Here is an 18705-nt window from a genome sequence, read left to right on the forward strand (position 1 = left end):
GTACGGCACCCGTCGGCGCACCCGCCCCGGCCATGCGATGGCCGCAGACCTCGCACCAGTCGTCGGAGACCGACTGGTGTCCGTTCGGGCAGGTCGGCATGTCGGTGCTTCCCCCTCTCGTCGTCCGGCCCGTGGCCGGGCTACCTCTTGACGCGAACGGTCTTGGTGGAGCGGGTCTCGAGTGTCATCTCGTCCGCTTCCGCGACCTTCGCCTTCAAACGCACAGTACCGGTCGCCGCATCGACGACGTCGACCACCTTCGAAAGGAGTTTCGCCGTATCCGCGTTGCCGGAGGCCGCCGCGAGCTGCACGGCGCGGCCCAGTTTCGCCGTCGCGCCGTCGTGATCGCCCGATTTGCGGGCATCCAGCCCCTGCTGGATGACGTCCGCGAGCTCGGCCTGGCCCGTGTAGTGGGCGACCTGCGGGTTGATCGACGTCGACATCGCCAGGTCGTCGGTCCACACCGCCCGTACCAGTCCTTGGGACAGCGGCTTCGGGTCGCCGCCCAGCGGGTCCGGCGCGATCAGGGAGACCCGGGCCGCCAGCATCTCCTGGCCGATCGCGGCCTGCGGGACCCGCACGCTCACGTGGTAGTCGCGGGACTCGTCGCCCCAGGAGCCCGTGGGGTAGTCCCCGGCGCGCGGTCCGGCCTCCGTACGGCGTCCGGTCAGGTCCTCGACCGTCGGCGCCACCTGCTTCACATAGGCGATCTCCACCCCGACCGGGGTCCACAGCCGCAGCGAGACGTCCGCCACGCCCTTGCCCATCGCGTGCTCCATCATCGCCGTGAAGTCGGCGGCGAGGGCGGCCGGGTCGGCGACGATGTCGGCGGAGCCGAGGAGCGCCGAGGCGATCCCGGTGACCTCCTTGACCTCCCAGTCGGTGCCCACCCCGCGCGCGTCGCAGGTGAAGCGGCCTGCGCAGGCGTCGAGCGCGGCCCGCAGCTCCTCCGGCGACTCGTGCTCGTTGCGGCCGTCGGTGAGCAGGATGCCGTGCCGGATGGTGAGGCCGCCCGTGGAGAGCAGCCGGTCCGCGAGCCGCAGCCAGGTGCCGATGGCCGTGCCGCCGCCCGCGCTCAGCCGGCGCAGCGACTCCTTGGCCTCGGCCCGGGTCCTGGCGTCGGCGACGGCGAGTCCGCCGTTCCCCGGGTAGACCTCCTTCGCCACGTGCGTACCGGCGACGACGGCGAAGGCCGTGCCGTCGCGCAGGGTGTCGACGGCGGCGGCGGTCGCCTCACGGGCGCCGCGCATCTTGGTGGCGGGGAAGTCCATCGAGCCGGAGCAGTCGACCATGATCACGACACCGGCCCTGCCGCCGCCCGCCGTGGCGAGCGGCTGCCGGCCGGTGGTGCCGCCGCCGGTCGAGGTGACCGTGACGATGGCGCTGACGTCCCGGCCGCCCTCGGGCAGGAACTCGTTCTGGTAGACGTCCACAGAGAACTGCGGTGCGGTCGACTTGGAGAAGTTCGCCATTCGTTACGGCTCCTCGGGCAACAACGGCAATCGGTGGAGGGACAGGGGATCGGCGACCGCTCAGGCGGATCCTGCCCCTTGGGGAGCGACGGTGAACGGCACGAGCGCGACCGTGATGTTGTCGTGGCCTCCGCCGTCCAGGGCGTGGCCGACGAGGACCTGGGCGCTGTGCAGCGGCCGGTCGGACGCGTCGGCCGGGACGACCCTGGCCATGTCGTCGGCGCCCTCCGCGTAGTTCCACAGGCCGTCCGTGCAGACGACGACCACGCCGGACCGGTCGGGCTTGAACGCGGCCGTGTGCGGCTCCAGTTCGTACGCGTCGGCGCCGAGCCAGCCCGTGATCGCGTGGGCGCGCTCGTCCGCGTACGCCTCCGCCTCGTTCATCAGGCCCGCCGCGACCATCTGCGCGGCCCACGAGTCGTCCTCGGTGAGCCGGGCGGCCGGCGTGGCCCGGTCGTCCGGCACCCAGTAGACGCGGCTGTCGCCGACCCAGCCGACGACGAGCAGGCCGTCGGCGACGACGGAGCCCACGATGGTGCAGGCCGGGGCGTTGCGGTGGCGGTGCGGGTCGTGCTCGGCGCCGTCCTGGCCGGGCTCCTCCGCGAGGGAGTTGACGGCCTCGGCGGCGGCCACGATCGCCTCGTGCATCGCCTGCTGCGGGTGTGTTCCCCGGGGCAGCGCGGCGAGCAGCGAGGCGCCGGCCGCCTCGGCGGCGGCTGCGGAGGCCTCGTCGGGCCGGGTCGCCGAGGACACGCCGTCGCAGACGATCGCGAGCGTGGCGGGGGAGCCGTCGGGGAGTGTGGTCGCCGATACGGCGAACGCGTCCTCGTTGCGGTGATGGCGCAGCCCCCGGTCGGAGACGGCGGCGACGCTGCCGAGCTCCCGCTCCATGTGGTCGCGCTCCCGGGGCTGAGCGTGCCCGCAGTTCTCGCAGTAGCCGTCGGTGTCCACCCGCCCGGCCCGGCAGGCCACGCACAGGGCGGAGCCGGGGGCGGCGGCAGCGGCGGCCGGGGCCTGGGCCGCCGCGGCAGGATCCGGAGCCGCCGGGGCGGGTGCGACCGGCGGACCGGGCGCGGGTGCCGGGGGTGCGGCCGGCGCGGGGTCCACCCGTACCGCCGCACGGGGGTCCGGAGCGGCCAGCTCGAAGTCACCGCTGCCCGCCGTGGTCCGCCCGGCGGGGTCACCCGGCGGCACCGGCCCGTCCGTGCGGACCGCCATCGTGGGCAGGTCGCGGCCACCGGAGTCGGTGCCCGGCAGGTCGCCCGGGTGTTGGGTGGCGGTGGACAGCGAACCGGGGTCCCGGGGCGGGGCGTCCGGCCAGGCCACGGGGGTGCCGATGGCCACGGTCGGGCGGTCCGGCTCGACCCCGGCGACCGGCGCGGCCGTCAGGTCGTAACCGCACGCACCGCAGAACCGGTCACCCGACTCCAGGGGTTCCGCGCAGTCCGGGCAGACGGTGAGGCCGTGCGACGGCTTCGGCTTCTGGGACATCCTCACACCCACGTCCGGGGGCGGAAGCGGTTGGCCCGCTCCACCAGTTCGATCCTCTCCTCGCCCCGCTGGGCGAGCCGGGCCAGCACCCGGTACGAGCGTTCGAGGCCGAAGCGCAGTCCGCGCTCGTCCAGTTCACTCCCGAGCAGCAGCGCGCCGCCGCCCGGTTCCGCACCGGGACTACCGGAGAGTACCCAGTCGAGGGCCGTCCCGAGGACCTCCGTCGACAACTGCTCCCGGCGGACGGCGTCCAGACCGAAACCCTGGAGCGCCGAGACCTGGGCGGCGGCCGCCGTCAGATCGGCGGCGAGCGGCTCCCACGCCGGGCGGCGCCGCAGCCGCGCCCGCACGGTCGCGACCCGCGCCGCCGTGTAGTGGATCGAGGCCTCCGGAACGGACTCCAGCGTCCGTACGGCTCCGATCCGGTCCCCGGCCGCGAGCTGCACCCGGGCGAGCCCGAAGGCGGCGCTGACGAAGCTCGGGTCGGTGGCCCACACCAGGCGGTAGTACTCGGCGGCGTTGTCCAGCTGGCCCAGCACCTCGGCGCAGATCCCGAGGGCCAGCTTCGGCGAGGGCTCGCCGGGGAAGGCGTCGTAGACCGCGTCGAAGGCGAGTGCCGCGTGCTCGTGGTCGCCGGTCACCAGGGAGGCGACGCCCCGGTACCAGACGACCCGCCAGTCGTCCGGGTCCCGCTCCTCGAGACCGGCCAGGGTCCGGGCGGCGGACGGCAGGTCGCCCAGCTCCAGCTCCGCCCGCAGGGTCCGCAGCCGCAGCTCGGCGGAGGGCGCGGGTGCGGCCTGCAGCGCGGCGAGCAGCTCGCCGGGCGCGGCGGCGGCGAGACCGGCGAGGAAGCCGGCGTTGGGGTCGCCCGTGTCGACGCGCGGGACGGGCAGCGCCAGCGCGGTGGCGGGCGTGTCGAGCGGCGCGAGCAGCGCCCCGAGCCCCGGCGCCGCGGCGGGCGCCACGGCACCGGGCCCGGCGGGCAGCGCGGCCCCGGGCGACGCGGCCCCGGGCACAGCAGCCGGCGCGGCACCCGGTGGCGCGGCCCCGGGCACAGAGCCGTACGCGGCCCCGGCAGCGGCGCCCGGAACGGCGGCGGGCGGCGCGGGCCGCTTGCGTCCCCGTCGGGCCCCGAGCAGAGACACGTCCTCCGTCGGTTCGGCGAACAGGGTCGTGTCCGTGACCCGTACCTCCGTGCCGAACAGCGTCGACAGCGCGGGCCGCGGCCGCCCCGACTGGAGCGCCACGACCTCCCGCAGCACCCCCGTCAGCTGCTCCGCCATCTCCTGCGCGGAGGCGAACCGGCGTGCCGGGTCCGGGTCGGTGGCGCGGACCAGGAAGCGGTAGAACGACTCGTACGTCCGGAAGACCGCGATGTTGTCCGGGTCGGGCAGCGAGTCCACGAAGACGTTCGTGTAGCCCTGGAAGTCGAAGGTCATGACCGCGAGGGTGCGCGCCACCGTGTACAGGTCGCTCGCCACCGACGGCCCGACCTCGGCCACCTCCGGCGCCTGGTAGCCGACGGTGCCGTAGATCGCGGACTCGTCGTCGTCCATCCGCCGGACCGCGCCCATGTCGATGAGCTTCAGCTGGTCCTCGGACTGGATGGCGTTGTCGACCTTGAAGTCGCAGTAGAGCAGGTTGCGGCTGTGCAGGTGGCCGAGCGCCTCCAGGGCCTCGATCCCGTACGCGCAGGCCTGCTCGACCGGCAGCGGATCACGGCGGCCGTCCGGGGTGCGCCGGTCGTTGGCGATCTCCTTGAGGGACTTGCCGCCGACGTACTCCATGACGATGTAGCCGTCCATGGAGCCGGTGCGCTGGTCGAGGTGCTCGACGAAGTTGTAGATGCGGACGATGTTGGAGTGCTCGATCTCGGCGAGGAAGCGGCGCTCGGAGATCGCGGCGGCCATGGCGTCCTGGTCGCCGGTGTCGAGGAGGCCCTTGAGGACGACCCAGCGGTCGGAGACGGCCCGGTCGACGGCGAGGTAGATCCAGCCGAGGCCGCCGTGCGCGAGACAGCCCGCGACCTCGTACTGGCCGTGGACGATGTCCCCGCCGCGCAGCTTCGGCACGAAGGAGTACGGGTGCCCGCACTTGGTGCAGAAGCCCTCCGTACGGCCCGGCCGCTCACCCCGCGAACGGCCCACGGGCGCGCCGCAGTCGGAGCGGGAGCAGAAACGCTTCCGCTCGGGAACCTCCGGTTTCTCCATGACCGCCGCCCGCGGGTCGGGACGCGGCACCTCGGGGATCGACACCAGGCCGGCGCCCAGCCGGTTGCGGGCGGACTGGCCGGTCGACGTACCGGAACTGCGCACCGACACCGAGCGGGACGTGGAGGCCCCGGAAAGCGAGCGGGAGAGCCGCCCGGAGACCGAACGGCGGGAGGTCGACGAGCGCGACGAGGCCCGCGAGGACGCCCGCGAACTGCTCCGCGAGGAGCTGGAGTCCGGCCCCCCGACGCCGGAGCCGCCGACGACCCCGCTGCCCGTGCCCGTGCCTCTTCCCGGCACGGCCACCCCCGTGGGCGACGAGCCGATGAGCCCTCCGGCCGCGACCACCGGGGCGAGGCCGCAGGTGTCGCAGTACAGCTCGCCGCCTCCCATGTCCTCGTACGAACCCTCGCACGAAGGACGCTGACAGCTCCCCACGCCCGTCTCCCCGCCGCTCACCACTGTTCCCCGCTCACCACTGTCGTCCTCCCGCGTCTCTCGGGCCGGACAGTACGTCCGCGGCCGCCTGCTGGTAACGCAGTACGGCCTGTTCCGCGACCCGCAGATCGCAGGGCGCGCTCCACAGCATCCGGCGGGCCGCGTCGTACCGCTCCACGAGCAGCGGGTCCTCCGCCGCGCCGAGCCGCGCCACCTTCGCCTTGTACGCGTCGAGCCGGCCGCGCAGCTCGGCCCGGACCGCGAGCGGGGCCGTGACCGCCGTCAACGACTCCCTGGCCCGCAGCAGTTCGTCCTCCGCCTCCCGCTCCAGGGAATCCAGGAGCGGGGAGAGCCGGTGCCACTGGGCGTGCCTGCGGTACTCGGCGGCCGCCACGAGCCGCTCCTGCAGCACGATCGGCGGCCCGCTGACGGCCGGCACCTCGGAGGCGGCGATCTTCGCGAGGACCTCGCCGCGCGCGGCCCGCGCCTCGGCGAGCGTCCGGTCCGCCCGCGACAGCACGTCCCGCAGCCGGAGCAGCCGGTCCTCGGAGTCCTGCCGGACCGCGAGCACCGCCTCGATCTCCCGCCGGATGTCCTCCAGGGCCAGGGCCGCCCGGTCGTACCGCTCGGTGTCGGGGCGGCCGCCGCCCGGCGCCGAACTCCCGGTCGCCGGGCGCCAGAAGGCCAGCGGATCGGTGACGACCTGGGAACGCAGCGCGGTCAGCTCGGCGGTGATGTCCTCCAGCTCGTCGCCGGCCGGATGCTCCCCGGGCCGTACGCCGACCGAGTGCGCGAGCGAACGCGTCCGGCCCAGCTCGGCGGCGAGGAGGTCTATCCGGGCGGGCAGCGCCGACCAGACGGCGTCGGCGGTCACCACCACGTCCAGCGACGACGCGTACAGCTCGTTCATCCGCCGGACGAGGCCCTCCAGGGTGAACCGCTCGGCGAGCAGCCCCTGTTCACCCGCACCGCCCGCCACGTGGACGCTCTCGCCGCGCAGCCGGTCGGTCAGCTCCACGAGCTCCTCGCGGCCGGGCCAGCGGCGCCGGGCGCGCACCTCGCGGGCGTCCCGCAGGGCGCCGGTGTACACGTCGAAGCAGGTCCAGAGCAGGGTGATGGTCCGCTCGGTCGCCACCCAGCGGTCCCGGGTCGTGCCGGTCAGCTCCGCCCCTTCGAGCAGCCTGCGGCCCGCGTGGTCCTGGAGCGCGAGGAGCGAGTCCTCGACCGCCTTGTGCTCGGCGCCGAGGCGCGCCAGCGCACGGTCCACCTCGTCCCGGTCCATCACCGGCCCAGGGGGTCCCGTGACGCCCATCGATCACCTCTTCCTCTCCGTGTACAGGGCTGCTTGTACGGGCGTGTCCGGCGCTACTTGTACAGGGGAGCGGGCGGCCCGGTTATCCCGGGCAGGTCCTTCTCCAGCCAGGTCTTGTACGCCTGCTGCCAGGGACCCTGGCGGTAGCCCACGAGGACCTGGTTGACCCGGCGGACCAGGTCGTCGTTGCCGAGCTTGGCGGCCACGCCGTAGAACTCGGTGGTGAACGGGGTGCCCTTGAGCTCGACCGCCGGGTCCTGGGCGGCCTGGCCGGCCGCCAGGGCGTTGTCGGTGACGACGGCGTCGACCTCGCCCATCTGGAGCCTGGCCAGGCAGTCCAGCTGATTGGGCACGGTCAGCAGGTCCTTGTCGTCCTTGGTGCCGTCGGCCTCGTCCTTGAAGAGCGCGCCGAAGGACTTCTCCTCCAGGGCCTCGTAGGCCGTGGAGCCCTCGGCGGTGCAGACCCGCTTGCCCTTCAGCGAGGTGTCGTAGCCGGTGATGCCCGTGGCCAGCTTGGGCGCGAGGACCTGCTGCCCGGCCTGGAAGTAGGCGGTGGAGAAGGCGACCTGCTGGATCCGCTTGCAGTTGATCGTCATGGTGCGCACGACGAGGTCGACCTTGCCGCTGTCGAGGGCGGCGATCCGCTGGTTCGTGGGGATCGCCCGGAAGATGACGGCGTCCGGGCTGCCCAGGATGTCCTTGGCGATGGCCCGCGCCAGATCGATGTCGAAGCCTTCGAGGGCGCGCGTCTCCGGGTTGCGGTAGCCCCAGCGGTAGCTGGACTGGTCGACGCCGACAACGAGCTTCCCGCGCTTCTTGATCGCCTCGATGGACGGGCCGTCCGCCGTCGAGGGAGTGAGGGAGGCCCAGGGCTTGTCGCAGGTGTCCGCCTTGATCTGGACGCCGGTGCCGACGCCGGGGCCCGGCCCCGCGATGCCGGGCACGGCCGCCGCGTCGCTGCTTTCGTGGGCCAGCGGGAGCAGGGTGAGCGAGGCGGTGAGCCCGCAGGCCACGGCCATCGCGGCCACTCCGCCCCAGCCCCGGAAGCGCTGCGCCGTCCGCCGCGCCAGCGGGTACGTGCCGTTCGGCATCCCGCCCCCTCTCACCGGTACTCCGACAGTCTGCGGTTGATGCCGAGCACGGCGCCCGCCGCGCCCAGTATCCCGAGGGCCAGCGCGCCGAGCGGCAGCGCCGTCAGCGCGTCCCTGGCGTCCCCGGCGGAGCGGGTGAACTCGGTCTGCTCGTGCGCCAGGGCACGGTCCAGGGCGGCGTCGACCTGGTCGAAGGAGTGTCCCGTCGAGTCCTTGGGGCCGACGATGCGGCCGAGCGCGCCCTCGAAGTCGCCCGCCTCGTCCTTGCCACGGGCGTCCTTGTGGCGCTGCTTCCACTCCGCCGTACGCGCGGCGGCCTCGTCGACGGGGACACGGCCGGCGTCGTCGTCGGCCAGCTCCCGCGCCGTGGCGAGCGCGTCCGTCAGGGTGTCCGTGCTCGACGTGTACTCGGCCTCGTACTTGTCGTTCTTGCCGTCCTCGGTGAGGACGGCGCCCCGGGCGACCAGGGTCAGGAGCTCGTTGGCGCGGGCCGTGAGGGAGCCGATCCGGGCCGTGTTGAGAGCCTGGAGGGACTCCTGCCCGTGCGTGCGCGCGTCGTCGAGGCCGCTGCGGGCGACGGTGTGCGCGGCGAGCAGCCAGAGCAGCACGGTCAGCGTGGCGGCGGTGGCGGCGAGCAGCCCGTGGTTGAAGACCCGGTTCGTTCGCGCGTAGGTGCGGCGCTGGGCCCAGAACAGGACGGCGAGGGTGAGGAGTCCGAGGCCCACGGCGAGGAACGGCCAGGTGCGGGCCGACTCCTCGTCCTTGTGGAGCCGTACGGTCTCGGCCTCGTACAGCCGCTCGGCGGCGGGCAGCAGGATGCTGGTCATCTGCTGGTTGGCGTACCGCAGATAGGCCCCGCCCAGCGGGAGGCCCTGCCGGTTGGCGGCGCGGGCGCGCTCGATCAGGCCCGTGTAGCGCGGGAGCTGTTCGTTGAGGGTGGCGATCTCCCGCGCCGACTCGCCCGAACCGTCCGTGCTCGCGGCGGCCTTGACGAGCAGTCGGGCGGCGGTGGCGATGTCCCGGTCGTACCGCGCGCGGGACTCCGCGGGCTCCAGGGTGCCCGCGAGGAAGCCGCTCGCGGCGGTGGTGTCCGCGTCGGCGAGGGAGCGGTAGATCGCGGCGGCGTCCGCCGACAGCGGCTGGCTGCGGCTGACGACGTCGTCGGCGGCGGTCGTCCGGTCGCCGACCTGGAAGGCGGTGACGGCCCCGAACGCGACGACGAGCAGCGCGAGAACGGCCCCGAGGATCTGGAGCCGGCCCGGCTCGGTCGTGGTGGCGACCCGCAGCCGCTCCCGTCCCACGGCCCAGGCGCTCCGCCCCGCGGGCGGGGTGGCGCCCGGCGCGGGCGACGGCTGCGCGGGCACGCCGGCCGGGCGCGCCGGCGCCTGCGCCGTGCTCCGCGCCGCCGGAGCGGCGGGTGCGTTCGGCGGGTGTGTCACGTGACCTCCCCCTGGGTCGCCGACTTCGGCCGGTCCGGCCTGCAGTATGGCCGCAGGGGGCCGTCCGCACACCGGGATTGACTGGATCTTGTTCTTATCGTGCCGCATGCCCCCGGCACATCCGCGGGCGAATCCCCTCACTCTGAATACGTCGCCCGGCCGTGATCGGTTCCGTATCGGACATCGCTCGAACAGGTGAACATGCCTGCGGGGCGTCTCCTCCGGCAGAGGAGACGCCCCGCGACCACACCCCCAGGCCTCCCAGGCACCACAGGCCTCCCAGGCACCACAGGCCGCTCAGGCTCCGTAGTGCTCCCGCAGCCGGGCCGCCGCCTCCGGGCCCGCCGCCACCTCGTCCAGGGCGAGCAGCCCCGCCCCGAGGACCGGCGGCGCCGTCACGAAGCCGATGACGGCCTTGGGCGCCCGCTCGGCGAGGAGTTCACGGATCTTCTCCTCCAGCTGCGGATGCCGCGCGGCGAGCACGCTGCCGCCCAGCACCACCGGCGCCGCCTCCTCCAGGAGTCCGAGCCGCCCGAGCGCGACCGCCGACAGCGCGACGACCTCCTCGGCGAGCCGGTGCACCAGCGACAGCGCGACCGGGTCACCGTCCGCGCTCACCCGGAACAGGACCGGCGTCAGCTCGTGCCGCCGCTCGAAGGGCACAAGACCCAGGTGCAGCGCCTCGATCAGCGCGTACATCGTCTCCAGGCCGAAGTGCGCCGGCAGCGCCCGCGCCAGCTCGGACGGCTCGCCGCGCCCGTCCTCGGCGCGCGCCGCGAACCAGAGCGCTTCCTCGGCCATGCCGCTGCCGCCGCCCCAGTCCCCGGAGATCTTGCCGATCGCGGGGAAGCGCGCGGTCCGGCCGTCCGGGGTCATCCCGACACAGTTGATGCCCGCCCCGCACACCACCGCGACACCGCGCGGCTCGTCGAGCCCGGCCCGCAGGATGGCGAAGGTGTCGTTGTGCACCCGCACCGACCGGCTCCAGCCCCTGCGCAGGAGTCCGGCATGGAGGGCGGTCTCCTCGACGGGCAGGTCGGCGTTGGCGAGACAGGCCGCGACATGGGCGAACGCCGGGGAGAGACCGGTGCCGCCGGCCTCCTCCCACGCCCGCCCGACGATCTCCGCCAGGGCGTCGACGGCCGTCTCCACGCCCACCACCGGCGGCTGGAACCCGCCGCCGCGCGCCGCGCCGAGGACGGTGCCGTCCGGGGCGAGGACCGCGACGTCGGTCTTGCTGTTCCCCGCGTCGATCGCGAGGAGCACGCCGTTCAGGTTCACGCCCACGCGAGGTGCTCCCGGTTGTGCGCGATCAGCCGGTCGGTGAGCCCGTCGGCGTACGCGTACTGACCCACCAGCGGGTGCGCGAGCAGTGCCTTGAACACCCGGTCCCGGCCGCCGCGCAGCGCCGCTTCGAGCGCCAGGTCCTCGTAGGCCGTGACGTTCGCGACGAGACCGGCGTACAGCGGGTCCAGCGGGGCGACCGGCAGTGGCGCGGCACCGTGGGCGCCGACCGCGGCCTGCGTCTCGATGACGGCGTCGTCCGGCAGGAACGGCAGCGTGCCGTTGTTGTACGTGTTGACCACCTGGTACGGCGAACCGCCGCCGCCGAGCAGCGAGGCCGCCAGGTCCACGGCCGCCTCCGAGTAGAAGGCGCCGCCGCGCTTGGCGAGCAGGGCCGGCTTCTCGTCGAGCGCCGGGTCCCCGTACATCTCCAGGAGTTCCTTCTCCATCGCGGCGACCTCGGCGGCCCGCGAGGGCTTGGTGCCGAGCTCCCGGACGACCTCGTCGTGCGCGTAGAAGTAGCGCAGGTAGTACGAGGGGACGACGCCGAGCCGGTCCAGGACGGGGCGCGGCAGCCGCAGGTCGTCGGCGATCGCGTCACCGTGCCCGGCGAGCAGCCGGGGCAGCACGTTCTCGCCCTCGGGTCCCCCGACGCGTACGGCACGCTCCCAGGTCAGGTGGTTGAGCCCGACGTGGTCGAGGTGGACCTCGGACGGGGCGACGCCGAGGAGCGCGGCGAACTTCCGCTGGAAGCCGATGGCCACGTTGCACAGGCCGACGGCCTTGTGGCCGGCCTGGAGCAGCGCGCGCGTGACGATGCCGACCGGGTTGGTGAAGTCGATGATCCAGGCGTCCGGGTTGGCGCGCCGGACCCGCTCCGCGATGTCCAGGACGACCGGGACCGTGCGCAGCGCCTTGGCGAGACCGCCGGCGCCGGTGGTCTCCTGGCCGACGCAGCCGCACTCCAGCGGCCAGGTCTCGTCCTGCTCGCGGGCGGCCTGCCCACCGACCCGCAGCTGGAGCAGTACGGCGTCGGCGCCCTCGACCCCGGCGTCGAGGTCGGAGGTGGTGGTGACCCTTCCCTCGTGGTCCTGCTTGGCGAAGATCCGCCGGGCGAGACCGCCGACCAGGTCGAGCCGGTCCGCAGCCGGGTCGACGAGGACGAGTTCGGTGATGGGCAGGGTGTCGCGCAGCCGCGCGAATCCGTCGATCAGTTCGGGGGTGTAGGTGGAACCGCCCCCCACGACAGCGAGCTTCATGGTGTGAGTCAGCCCTTCACTCCGGTCAGTGTGACTCCCTCGACGAACGCCTTCTGGGCGAAGAAGAAGACGAGGATCACAGGGGCCATGACCAGGACGGTCGCGGCCATGGTCAGATTCCAGTCGGTGTGGTGCGCGCCCTTGAAGGACTCCAGTCCGTAACTCAGCGTGTGCGCTGCCGGGTTCTCGGAGGTGTAGATCTGGGGTCCGAAGTAGTCGTTCCAGCAGTAGAAGAACTGGAACAGGGCCACGGCGGCGATGCCGGGCTTCGCCATCGGGAGCACGACCTTGAGCAGGGTGCGCAGTTCGCCGCACCCGTCGATCCTGGCGGCCTCGATGTACTCGTTCGGGATCGTCAGCAGGAACTGGCGGAGCAGGAAGATCGCGAAGGCGTCACCGAACGCCATCGGGACGATCAGCGGCCAGAGCGTGCCGGAGAGGTCCAGCTCCTTGGCCCAGAACAGGTACATCGGGATGATGATCACCTGCGGCGGCAGCATCATCATCGAGATGACGAGCAGCAGTGACAGATGCCGGCCGCGGAAGCGGAACTTGGCGAGCGCGTACGCCACCGGGACCGAGGACACCACCACGAGCGCGGTGCCGAGTCCGGCGTACAGCAGTGAGTTCTTCCACCAGTCCAGGAAGCCCGGGGTCTCGAAGACCCGGACGTAGTTGTCCCAGTGCCAGGTGTTCGGCGTGAGGTCGCGGGTGAGTGCCTGCTGGTCGCTCATCAGGGACGTCAGGAAGACGAAGACGAACGGCAGTACGAAGAACAGGGCCGCGGCGATCCCGAGGGAGTGCACGGCGATCCAGTGCAGGAGCGCCTTGCGGCGGGCCGTCTTCTCGGCGGCTCCGGCGGCTCCGCCGGACTCCCGGCGGACGGGCCTGTCGAGGGTGGATGTGGAGGTCATGGATCAGTCACCCGAGCCGATCAGGCCGCCCCGCCGGCGCATGAGCAGCGCCGTGAAGGCCATGGAGAGGGCGAACAGGACGAGGGCCACGACGCTGGCCGCGCCGTAGTCGAAGCGGCCGAAGCCGAGGTCGTAGACCAGCTGCGGCAGTGTGAGCGTGGAGTCGTCGGGGTAGCCCGGTTCGAAGGTCTGGCCGGAGCCGCCCATCACGCCCGACGCGACCTTCCCCGCCACGATCGGCTGGGTGTAGTACTGCATCGCGCCGATGATCCCGGTGACCACCGCGAAGAGGATGATCGGCGAGATGTTCGGCAGGGTGACGTAGCGGAAGCGCTGCCAGGCCGAGGCCCCGTCCAGCTCCGCCGCCTCGTACTGCTCCTTCGGTACGTCGAGCAGCGCGGCCATGAAGATGACCATGAGGTCCCCGACGCCCCACACGGCGAGGACGGTCAGGGCGGGCTTGGCCCACGCGGTGTCGTTGAACCAGGAGGGCGCGGGGATCCCGACGGCCTCCAGGAACGAGTTGACCGGTCCCGTGCCCGGGTTGAGCAGGAACACGAAGGCCAGCGTCGCGGCCACCGGCGGTGCCAGGTACGGCAGGTAGAACAGGGTCCGGAAGACCCCCACGCCGGTCTTGATCCTGGTGACGAGCAGGCCGATGCCGAGGCCGAACGCGACCCGGCAGGCGACCATGACGACCGCGAGCCAGAGGGTGTTCTGCATCGCCGGCCAGAACTTCGGCAGGTCGGAGAAGACGTAGTCCCAGTTCCCCAGGCCCCGCCAGGTCGGCGGGTTGAGCCCGTCGTACTTCATGAAGGAGAAGTAGACGGTCGAGACGAGCGGGTACGCGAAGAAGACGCTGAAACCGATCAGCCAGGGCGACATGAACGCCGCGGTGCGAAGCGCGTTGCGCACGCGCTTCGACCGCAGCGCCGCCTGACGCCCGGCGAGGGTGTCGGACATGAGATACCGGTCCCGGGTCTTACTTCGCCTGGGCGATGTCGCGGTCGATCTGGGCGGCCGTGTCCGCGAGACCCTTCTTCAGGTCCGGGACCTGGCCCTTCTCGTACTTCTGGGCGAAGTCCTGGAAGGTGTCCTGGTACGTGGAGCCGTTCACCGCGCCGTCGGAGGTGGTGGACTGCGGGTGCTGGGCGATGTCCAGGAAGGTCTTGAAGCGCGCGTCGAACTTCAGGTTCGGCGACTTCAGCGCTTCCAGGGTGGAGGGGACGTTGCCGATGTCGCCGGCGAAGTTGACCACGGCATCGGTGTCCATCGTCATGTACTTGACGAGTTCCCAGGCCGCGTTCTGCTTCTTGCTCTGCGGCGCGATGCCGATGATCGTGCCGGAGAGGTAGCCCTTGCCGTACTCGGCCACCTCGTCGTCGGCGACGGGCAGCGGCGCGACACCGACGTCGAACGTCACGCCCGCCTCCTTGATGAAGTTGAGCCGCCACTCGCCGTCCAGCTGCATGGCGACCTGGCCGGTGTGGAAGGGGTGCTTGGCGCCCCACTCGTCACCGAAGGTGGTCCGGTACTTGTCCAGCTTCGCGAACCCGCCCAGGCCGTCGACCAGCGACTTCTGGTAGGTCAACATCTCGGCGAAGCCGGGGTCCTTGCCGAGGAGCGACTTGCCGCTCTCGTCGAAGTATTTGTGGTCCCACTGCGACATGTAGTGGCTCGGGACGGTCTCGTAGCCGAGGTAGTTCGGCATGAAGCCGAGCTGCTCGTAGCTGTCGCCCTTGGCCTTGGTGAGCTTCTTGGCGACCTCGGCGAACTGGGACCAGGTCTTCGGCGGGGCCTCGGGGTCGAGACCGGCCTTCCTGAAGGCGTCCTTGTTGTAGTAGAGGCCGTAGGCGTCGGAGAGCAGCGGCAGGGAGCAGCGCTTGCCCTCGAACTGGGTGTAGTCCTGGAGGACCTTCGAGAAGGTCTTGTCGAGGTCGACCTTGTCCTTCTCCAGGAAGGGCTTCAGGTCCGCGAGGGCGCCGGTGTGGCAGAACTTGCCGACGTTGGACGTGGTGAAGGAGGCGGCCACGTCCGGCCCGTTGGAACCGCCCGCGCGCAGGGCCTGGCCGAGCTTGGCGTCGTTGATGTCGCCGACGACCTTCACCTTGATGTTCGGGTGGGCCTTCATGAAGCGGTCGATGTTGCTCTGGATCGCCTTGACCTCGGAGGGCGCCGACCAGCCGTGCCAGAAGGTGATGGTGGTCTCGGCCTTGGGGTCGTCGGAGGCCGTGTTGCTCGCGGAGCCCGTACAGGCCGAGGCGAAGAGGGATATCGAGGCGGTGGCGGCGAGCGCTGCGGCTGCTCTGCGCGGACGTACGGGCATGACGGTGTCTCCCTGTGGCGGAGGGCTTACTTGGGGAAGGGGAACGCGTGGGGCGGTGAGACGGTCGATGGGTCAGCGCGAGGTGTCGAACACCTCGGCGCGCGTGGTGGCGAGGGCGCTTTCGAGGGCGCCGCGCAGCACGGGGCGCCGGGGTACGGCGGCGAGGACGAGCCGCGGCCGGGAGGCGGCGAGGTCGGCGAGTTCGGACTGCACGCGCGCGCGGAGGGGTTCGCCGCCGGCGACGAGGACGTCACCGGACAGCACGATGAGTTCGGGGTCGAGGACGGCGACGATCGAGGCGAGTCCGATGGCGACGCGTTCGGCGTACCGGTCGAGCAGCTCCGCGTACCGGGGGTCCTCTCCGTGCGCCTGGACGGCGTGCGCGAGCAGCCCGCTCGCGACCGTCACGTACGGCTGCTCGGGGGTGTCGATGCCGATGGCGCGGGCGATCCGGGGCACGGCCTGGACGCCGGCGAGCTCCTGGAAGCCGCCGGAGTTGGCCTTGGCGACCTGCCGTACGAGCGGGGTGCCGGGCACGGGCAGGAAGCCGACCTCGCCGGCGCCGCCGGTGAAGCCGCGGTGCAGCCGCCCGCCGAGGACGAGGGCGGCGCCGAGGCCCTCCTCGTTCCACAGCAGGGCGAAGTCCGTGTGACCGCGGGCCGCGCCGACACGCTGCTCGGCGACGGCGACGAGGTTGACGTCGTTCTCGTACTCGAACGGCATCGGCAGGACGGCGGCCAGCTCCTCCAGGAGGGTGGGGGAGTGCCAGCCGGGCAGGTGGGAGGCGTACCGCAGGCGTCCGGTGGCCGGGTCGAAGGCGCCGGGGGTGCCGATGACCAGGCGCCGGACGTCCTCGCGGGTGATACCGGCCGCCTTGACGGCCCCGTCGAGGGCGTCGGTGACCTGACGGACGACGCCGGAGGCGGCGCGGCCGGGGGTGCGGAGCTCGTACTCGCCGATGATCTCGCCCGTGATGTCGGCGACGGCGGCGTGGATGCGGAACGGGTTGACGTCGAGTCCGGCGGCGAACGCGGCCCGCGCGTTCACCGCGTAGAGCTGGGCGTTCGGTCCGGGCCGGCCCGCGGTGGTGCCGGTGGCGACGACGAGACCGGCCGCTTCGAGGCGGGCGAGCAGCTGGGAGGCGGTCGGCTTGGACAGGCCGGTGAGCTTGCCGATCCGGGTCCGCGAGAGGGGGCCGTGCTCCAGGAGCAGGTCCAGGGCGGCGCGGTCGTTCATGGCGCGCAGCACGCGTGGCGTGCCGGGGGTTCCCGGCGTCGTACCGGCCATGAGGTCGCACCTGCCCTTCGGTTACTGGTCGGGCCCATTCTGCTGCCTCGCGGCGACCCGTTTCCTCGACTTCACTGTTAGGAAAGTTTCCTATTCGGTGGGAGGAAAATAAGGCGGCCGTCACGGGGCCGTCAATACCCGGGCACACGAGACGCCCCCGAAGGCAACCAAAGCGTTACCTGCGGGGGCGCCGCCACGCGCGCGTTCCTCCTCGCGGAGGTCCGGACTACTTGTTGAGGTCCGCCTTCGGCAGCGGGGTCGCCGCCGCCGACTGCGGCGAGGTGGCCGAGGCGAACGCCGACGGCGCCGCCATGCCCGCGGTCGGGTCCGCGGCCGACTCCTCGGCCTGCGCCGGAAGCCCGCCCACGATCCGGATGCCCGCCTGGTCCAGGCCCTGCTTGATCCGCCAGCGCAGCTCGCGCTCCACGCCCAGCGCCTTCCCCGGCATCGTCTTCGCCGAGACCCGGACGGTCATCGAGTCGAGCAGCACCTCGCTGAGACCGAGCACCTCCACCGGACCCCAGAGGCGCTCGTTCCACGGCTCCTCCTTGGCCATGGCCTCCGCCGCCTCCACGATCACGGACCGCACCTTCTCCAGGTCCTCCGTCGGCCGGACGGTCACGTCCACGCCCGCCGTCGCCCAGCCCTGGCTGAGGTTCCCTATCCGCTTGATCTCGCCGTTGCGCACGTACCAGATCTCGCCGTCCACGCCGCGCAGCTTGGTCACCCGCAGACCGACCTCCACGACCTCGCCGGAGGCCACGCCCGCGTCGACCGAGTCACCCACGCCGTACTGGTCCTCCAGGATCATGAAGACACCCGACAGGAAGTCCGTCACCAGGTTCCGCGCGCCGAAACCGATCGCCACACCGGCCACACCGGCCGAGGCGAGCAGCGGCGCCAGGTCGATCTTGAAGGCACCCAGGATCATCAGCCCGGCCGTACCCAGGATCAGGAACGACGCCACCGAACGCAGGACCGAACCGATCGCCTCCGAGCGCTGCCGCCGGCGCTCGGTGTTGACGAGGAGACCGCCCAGGGCCGTCCCCTCCACCGCCTGCGCCGAACGGTTCATCCGCTCGATCAGCTTCGTCAGGGCCCGCCGCACGGCCATCCGCAGAAGCAGCGCGACGATCAGGATCAGCAGGATGCGCAGGCCCGTGTTCAGCCAGGTGGACCAGTTCTCCTCCACCCAGCTCGCCGCGTTCGTGGCCTTCTCCGCCGCCTCGTCGAGGGTCACCGGAATGGGCTCGGGTTCGGTGGCAGCCGCACGGGCGGACCAAAACACGGGAGAACCTCCAGGCATCGCGTACGCAGACCATCCACAGTAACGGGGCGCCGGACATGGTCCCGTTGCTCTGTTCGAGGGAGAGACCGACCTCACCCGGGCAAAGAGAAGGAGACATGCCGATGTGGTCGAGAACACGCCGGGCCCGTCACCCCGATCCCGGTACGTGGTGGCGTTCCGACCAGGCATGAGGAGAGACTGAGAGCAGTTCGTCCCGGCGCGAGCCACGCGCCGCCGGCGTCATAGGAGGCATCCGTGCCGCATGTCCTGGTCCTCAACGCGTCGTACGAGCCGCTCGGCGTCGTACCGCTCCGCCGCGCACTCGTCCTCGTCCTGGAGAACAAGGCTCTCTGCCTCGAGGAATCCGGCGCCTTCCTGCACAGCGAGACCCAAGTCGTCCCCGCGCCCAGCGTGGTGCGACTGAAGCGCTTCGTGCGGGTCCCCTACCGGGGGCCCGTTCCCTTGACCCGCAGAGCCCTCTTCGCACGTGACGGCGGGCGCTGCATGTACTGCGGGGGCGTCGCGACCAGCGTCGACCACGTCATCCCCCGCAGCCGCGGGGGCACGCACGCCTGGGAGAACGTGGTGGCGGCCTGCCGCCGCTGCAACCACGTCAAGGCCGACCGGCACCTGCGCGAGATCGGCTGGCGGCTGCGCCACCAACCGGCCCCGCCGACCGGCCTGGCCTGGCGGATCATCGGGACCGGACACCGGGACCCCCGCTGGCTGCCGTACCTCCAGCCGTACGGCGCCGAGGACGTGATGGCCCGGATCGACTCCGTCGCCGACGCCCCCGTGAGGGCGCTGACGACGGGTTGAGCCGGGCCTTTCGCGTACGTACGCGGGACCACGCGCGTACGTACGCGGGGGCGGGTACGGCACGGGAGCGGCGTG

The 18705-nt window shown here is 72.4% G+C and carries 14 protein-coding genes and 1 pseudogene; 1 reads left to right on the forward strand and 14 read right to left on the reverse strand.

Translation table 11 applies throughout. The annotated features are described in order from the left end of the window. The 14 genes and pseudogenes from AOK00_RS39950 to AOK00_RS03870 all read right to left on the reverse strand — a co-directional run. A pseudogene (locus AOK00_RS39950) lies at window positions 1-100 on the reverse strand (FHA domain-containing protein); the annotation flags it as partial. A gap of 40 nt (window positions 101-140) precedes the next feature. Then, window positions 141-1472: a vWA domain-containing protein gene (locus AOK00_RS03805; RefSeq protein ID WP_055598882.1), complete on the reverse strand. Its 1332-nt coding sequence runs from the start codon at window positions 1470-1472 to the stop codon at window positions 141-143. A 60-nt stretch (window positions 1473-1532) separates the two neighbouring features. Further along, a complete protein-coding gene (locus tag AOK00_RS03810) occupies window positions 1533-2963 on the reverse strand; it encodes a PP2C family serine/threonine-protein phosphatase (RefSeq protein ID WP_173861496.1) in 1431 nt (476 codons plus the stop codon). Window positions 2964-2965: 2 nt separating this feature from the next. Continuing rightward, a complete protein-coding gene (locus AOK00_RS03815; protein WP_107097301.1) occupies window positions 2966-5566 on the reverse strand; it encodes a serine/threonine-protein kinase in 2601 nt (866 codons plus the stop codon). Between the two features lie 79 nt (window positions 5567-5645). Further along, window positions 5646-6923 carry a hypothetical protein gene (locus AOK00_RS03825; RefSeq protein WP_173861497.1) on the reverse strand — a complete coding sequence of 426 codons (1278 nt, stop codon included), beginning with the start codon at window positions 6921-6923 and terminating at the stop codon, window positions 5646-5648. Window positions 6924-6976: 53 nt separating this feature from the next. Beyond that, on the reverse strand, window positions 6977-8014 hold the full coding sequence (locus AOK00_RS03830) for a glutamate ABC transporter substrate-binding protein (RefSeq protein WP_055598886.1): 1038 nt from the start codon (window positions 8012-8014) through the stop codon (window positions 6977-6979). A gap of 11 nt (window positions 8015-8025) precedes the next feature. Continuing rightward, window positions 8026-9453: a hypothetical protein gene (locus AOK00_RS03835; protein WP_055598887.1), complete on the reverse strand. Its 1428-nt coding sequence runs from the start codon at window positions 9451-9453 to the stop codon at window positions 8026-8028. Between the two features lie 297 nt (window positions 9454-9750). Beyond that, a complete protein-coding gene (locus AOK00_RS03840; protein ID WP_437441385.1) occupies window positions 9751-10740 on the reverse strand; it encodes an N-acetylglucosamine kinase in 990 nt (329 codons plus the stop codon). Further along, on the reverse strand, window positions 10731-11996 hold the full coding sequence (locus AOK00_RS03845; RefSeq protein ID WP_055598888.1) for a 6-phospho-beta-glucosidase: 1266 nt from the start codon (window positions 11994-11996) through the stop codon (window positions 10731-10733). Before AOK00_RS03845 ends, AOK00_RS03840 begins: the two co-directional genes overlap by 10 nt. Before the next feature lie 8 nt (window positions 11997-12004). Then, window positions 12005-12910, reverse strand: coding sequence for a carbohydrate ABC transporter permease (locus AOK00_RS03850; protein WP_055598889.1), 906 nt, complete (start codon window positions 12908-12910; stop codon window positions 12005-12007). 3 nt (window positions 12911-12913) lie between these two features. Then, window positions 12914-13873 carry a carbohydrate ABC transporter permease gene (locus AOK00_RS03855; protein ID WP_055598890.1) on the reverse strand — a complete coding sequence of 320 codons (960 nt, stop codon included), beginning with the start codon at window positions 13871-13873 and terminating at the stop codon, window positions 12914-12916. A gap of 19 nt (window positions 13874-13892) precedes the next feature. Continuing rightward, on the reverse strand, window positions 13893-15236 hold the full coding sequence (locus AOK00_RS03860) for an ABC transporter substrate-binding protein (RefSeq protein ID WP_055598891.1): 1344 nt from the start codon (window positions 15234-15236) through the stop codon (window positions 13893-13895). 72 nt (window positions 15237-15308) lie between these two features. Continuing rightward, window positions 15309-16523 carry an ROK family transcriptional regulator gene (locus AOK00_RS03865; protein ID WP_055598892.1) on the reverse strand — a complete coding sequence of 405 codons (1215 nt, stop codon included), beginning with the start codon at window positions 16521-16523 and terminating at the stop codon, window positions 15309-15311. Between the two features lie 226 nt (window positions 16524-16749). After that, window positions 16750-17829, reverse strand: a complete 1080-nt coding sequence (locus tag AOK00_RS03870) for a mechanosensitive ion channel family protein (RefSeq protein ID WP_055598893.1) — start codon at window positions 17827-17829, stop codon at window positions 16750-16752. A gap of 237 nt (window positions 17830-18066) precedes the next feature. Here AOK00_RS03870 and AOK00_RS03875 point away from each other — a divergent pair, with 237 nt between their 5' ends. After that, complete coding sequence (locus AOK00_RS03875) at window positions 18067-18630, forward strand: HNH endonuclease (protein WP_030325842.1); 564 nt, start codon at window positions 18067-18069, stop codon at window positions 18628-18630. The last annotated feature ends 75 nt before the right edge of the window (window positions 18631-18705 follow it).

Source organism: Streptomyces aureus, assembly GCF_001418135.1.
GTDB lineage: Bacteria > Actinomycetota > Actinomycetes > Streptomycetales > Streptomycetaceae > Streptomyces > Streptomyces aureus_A.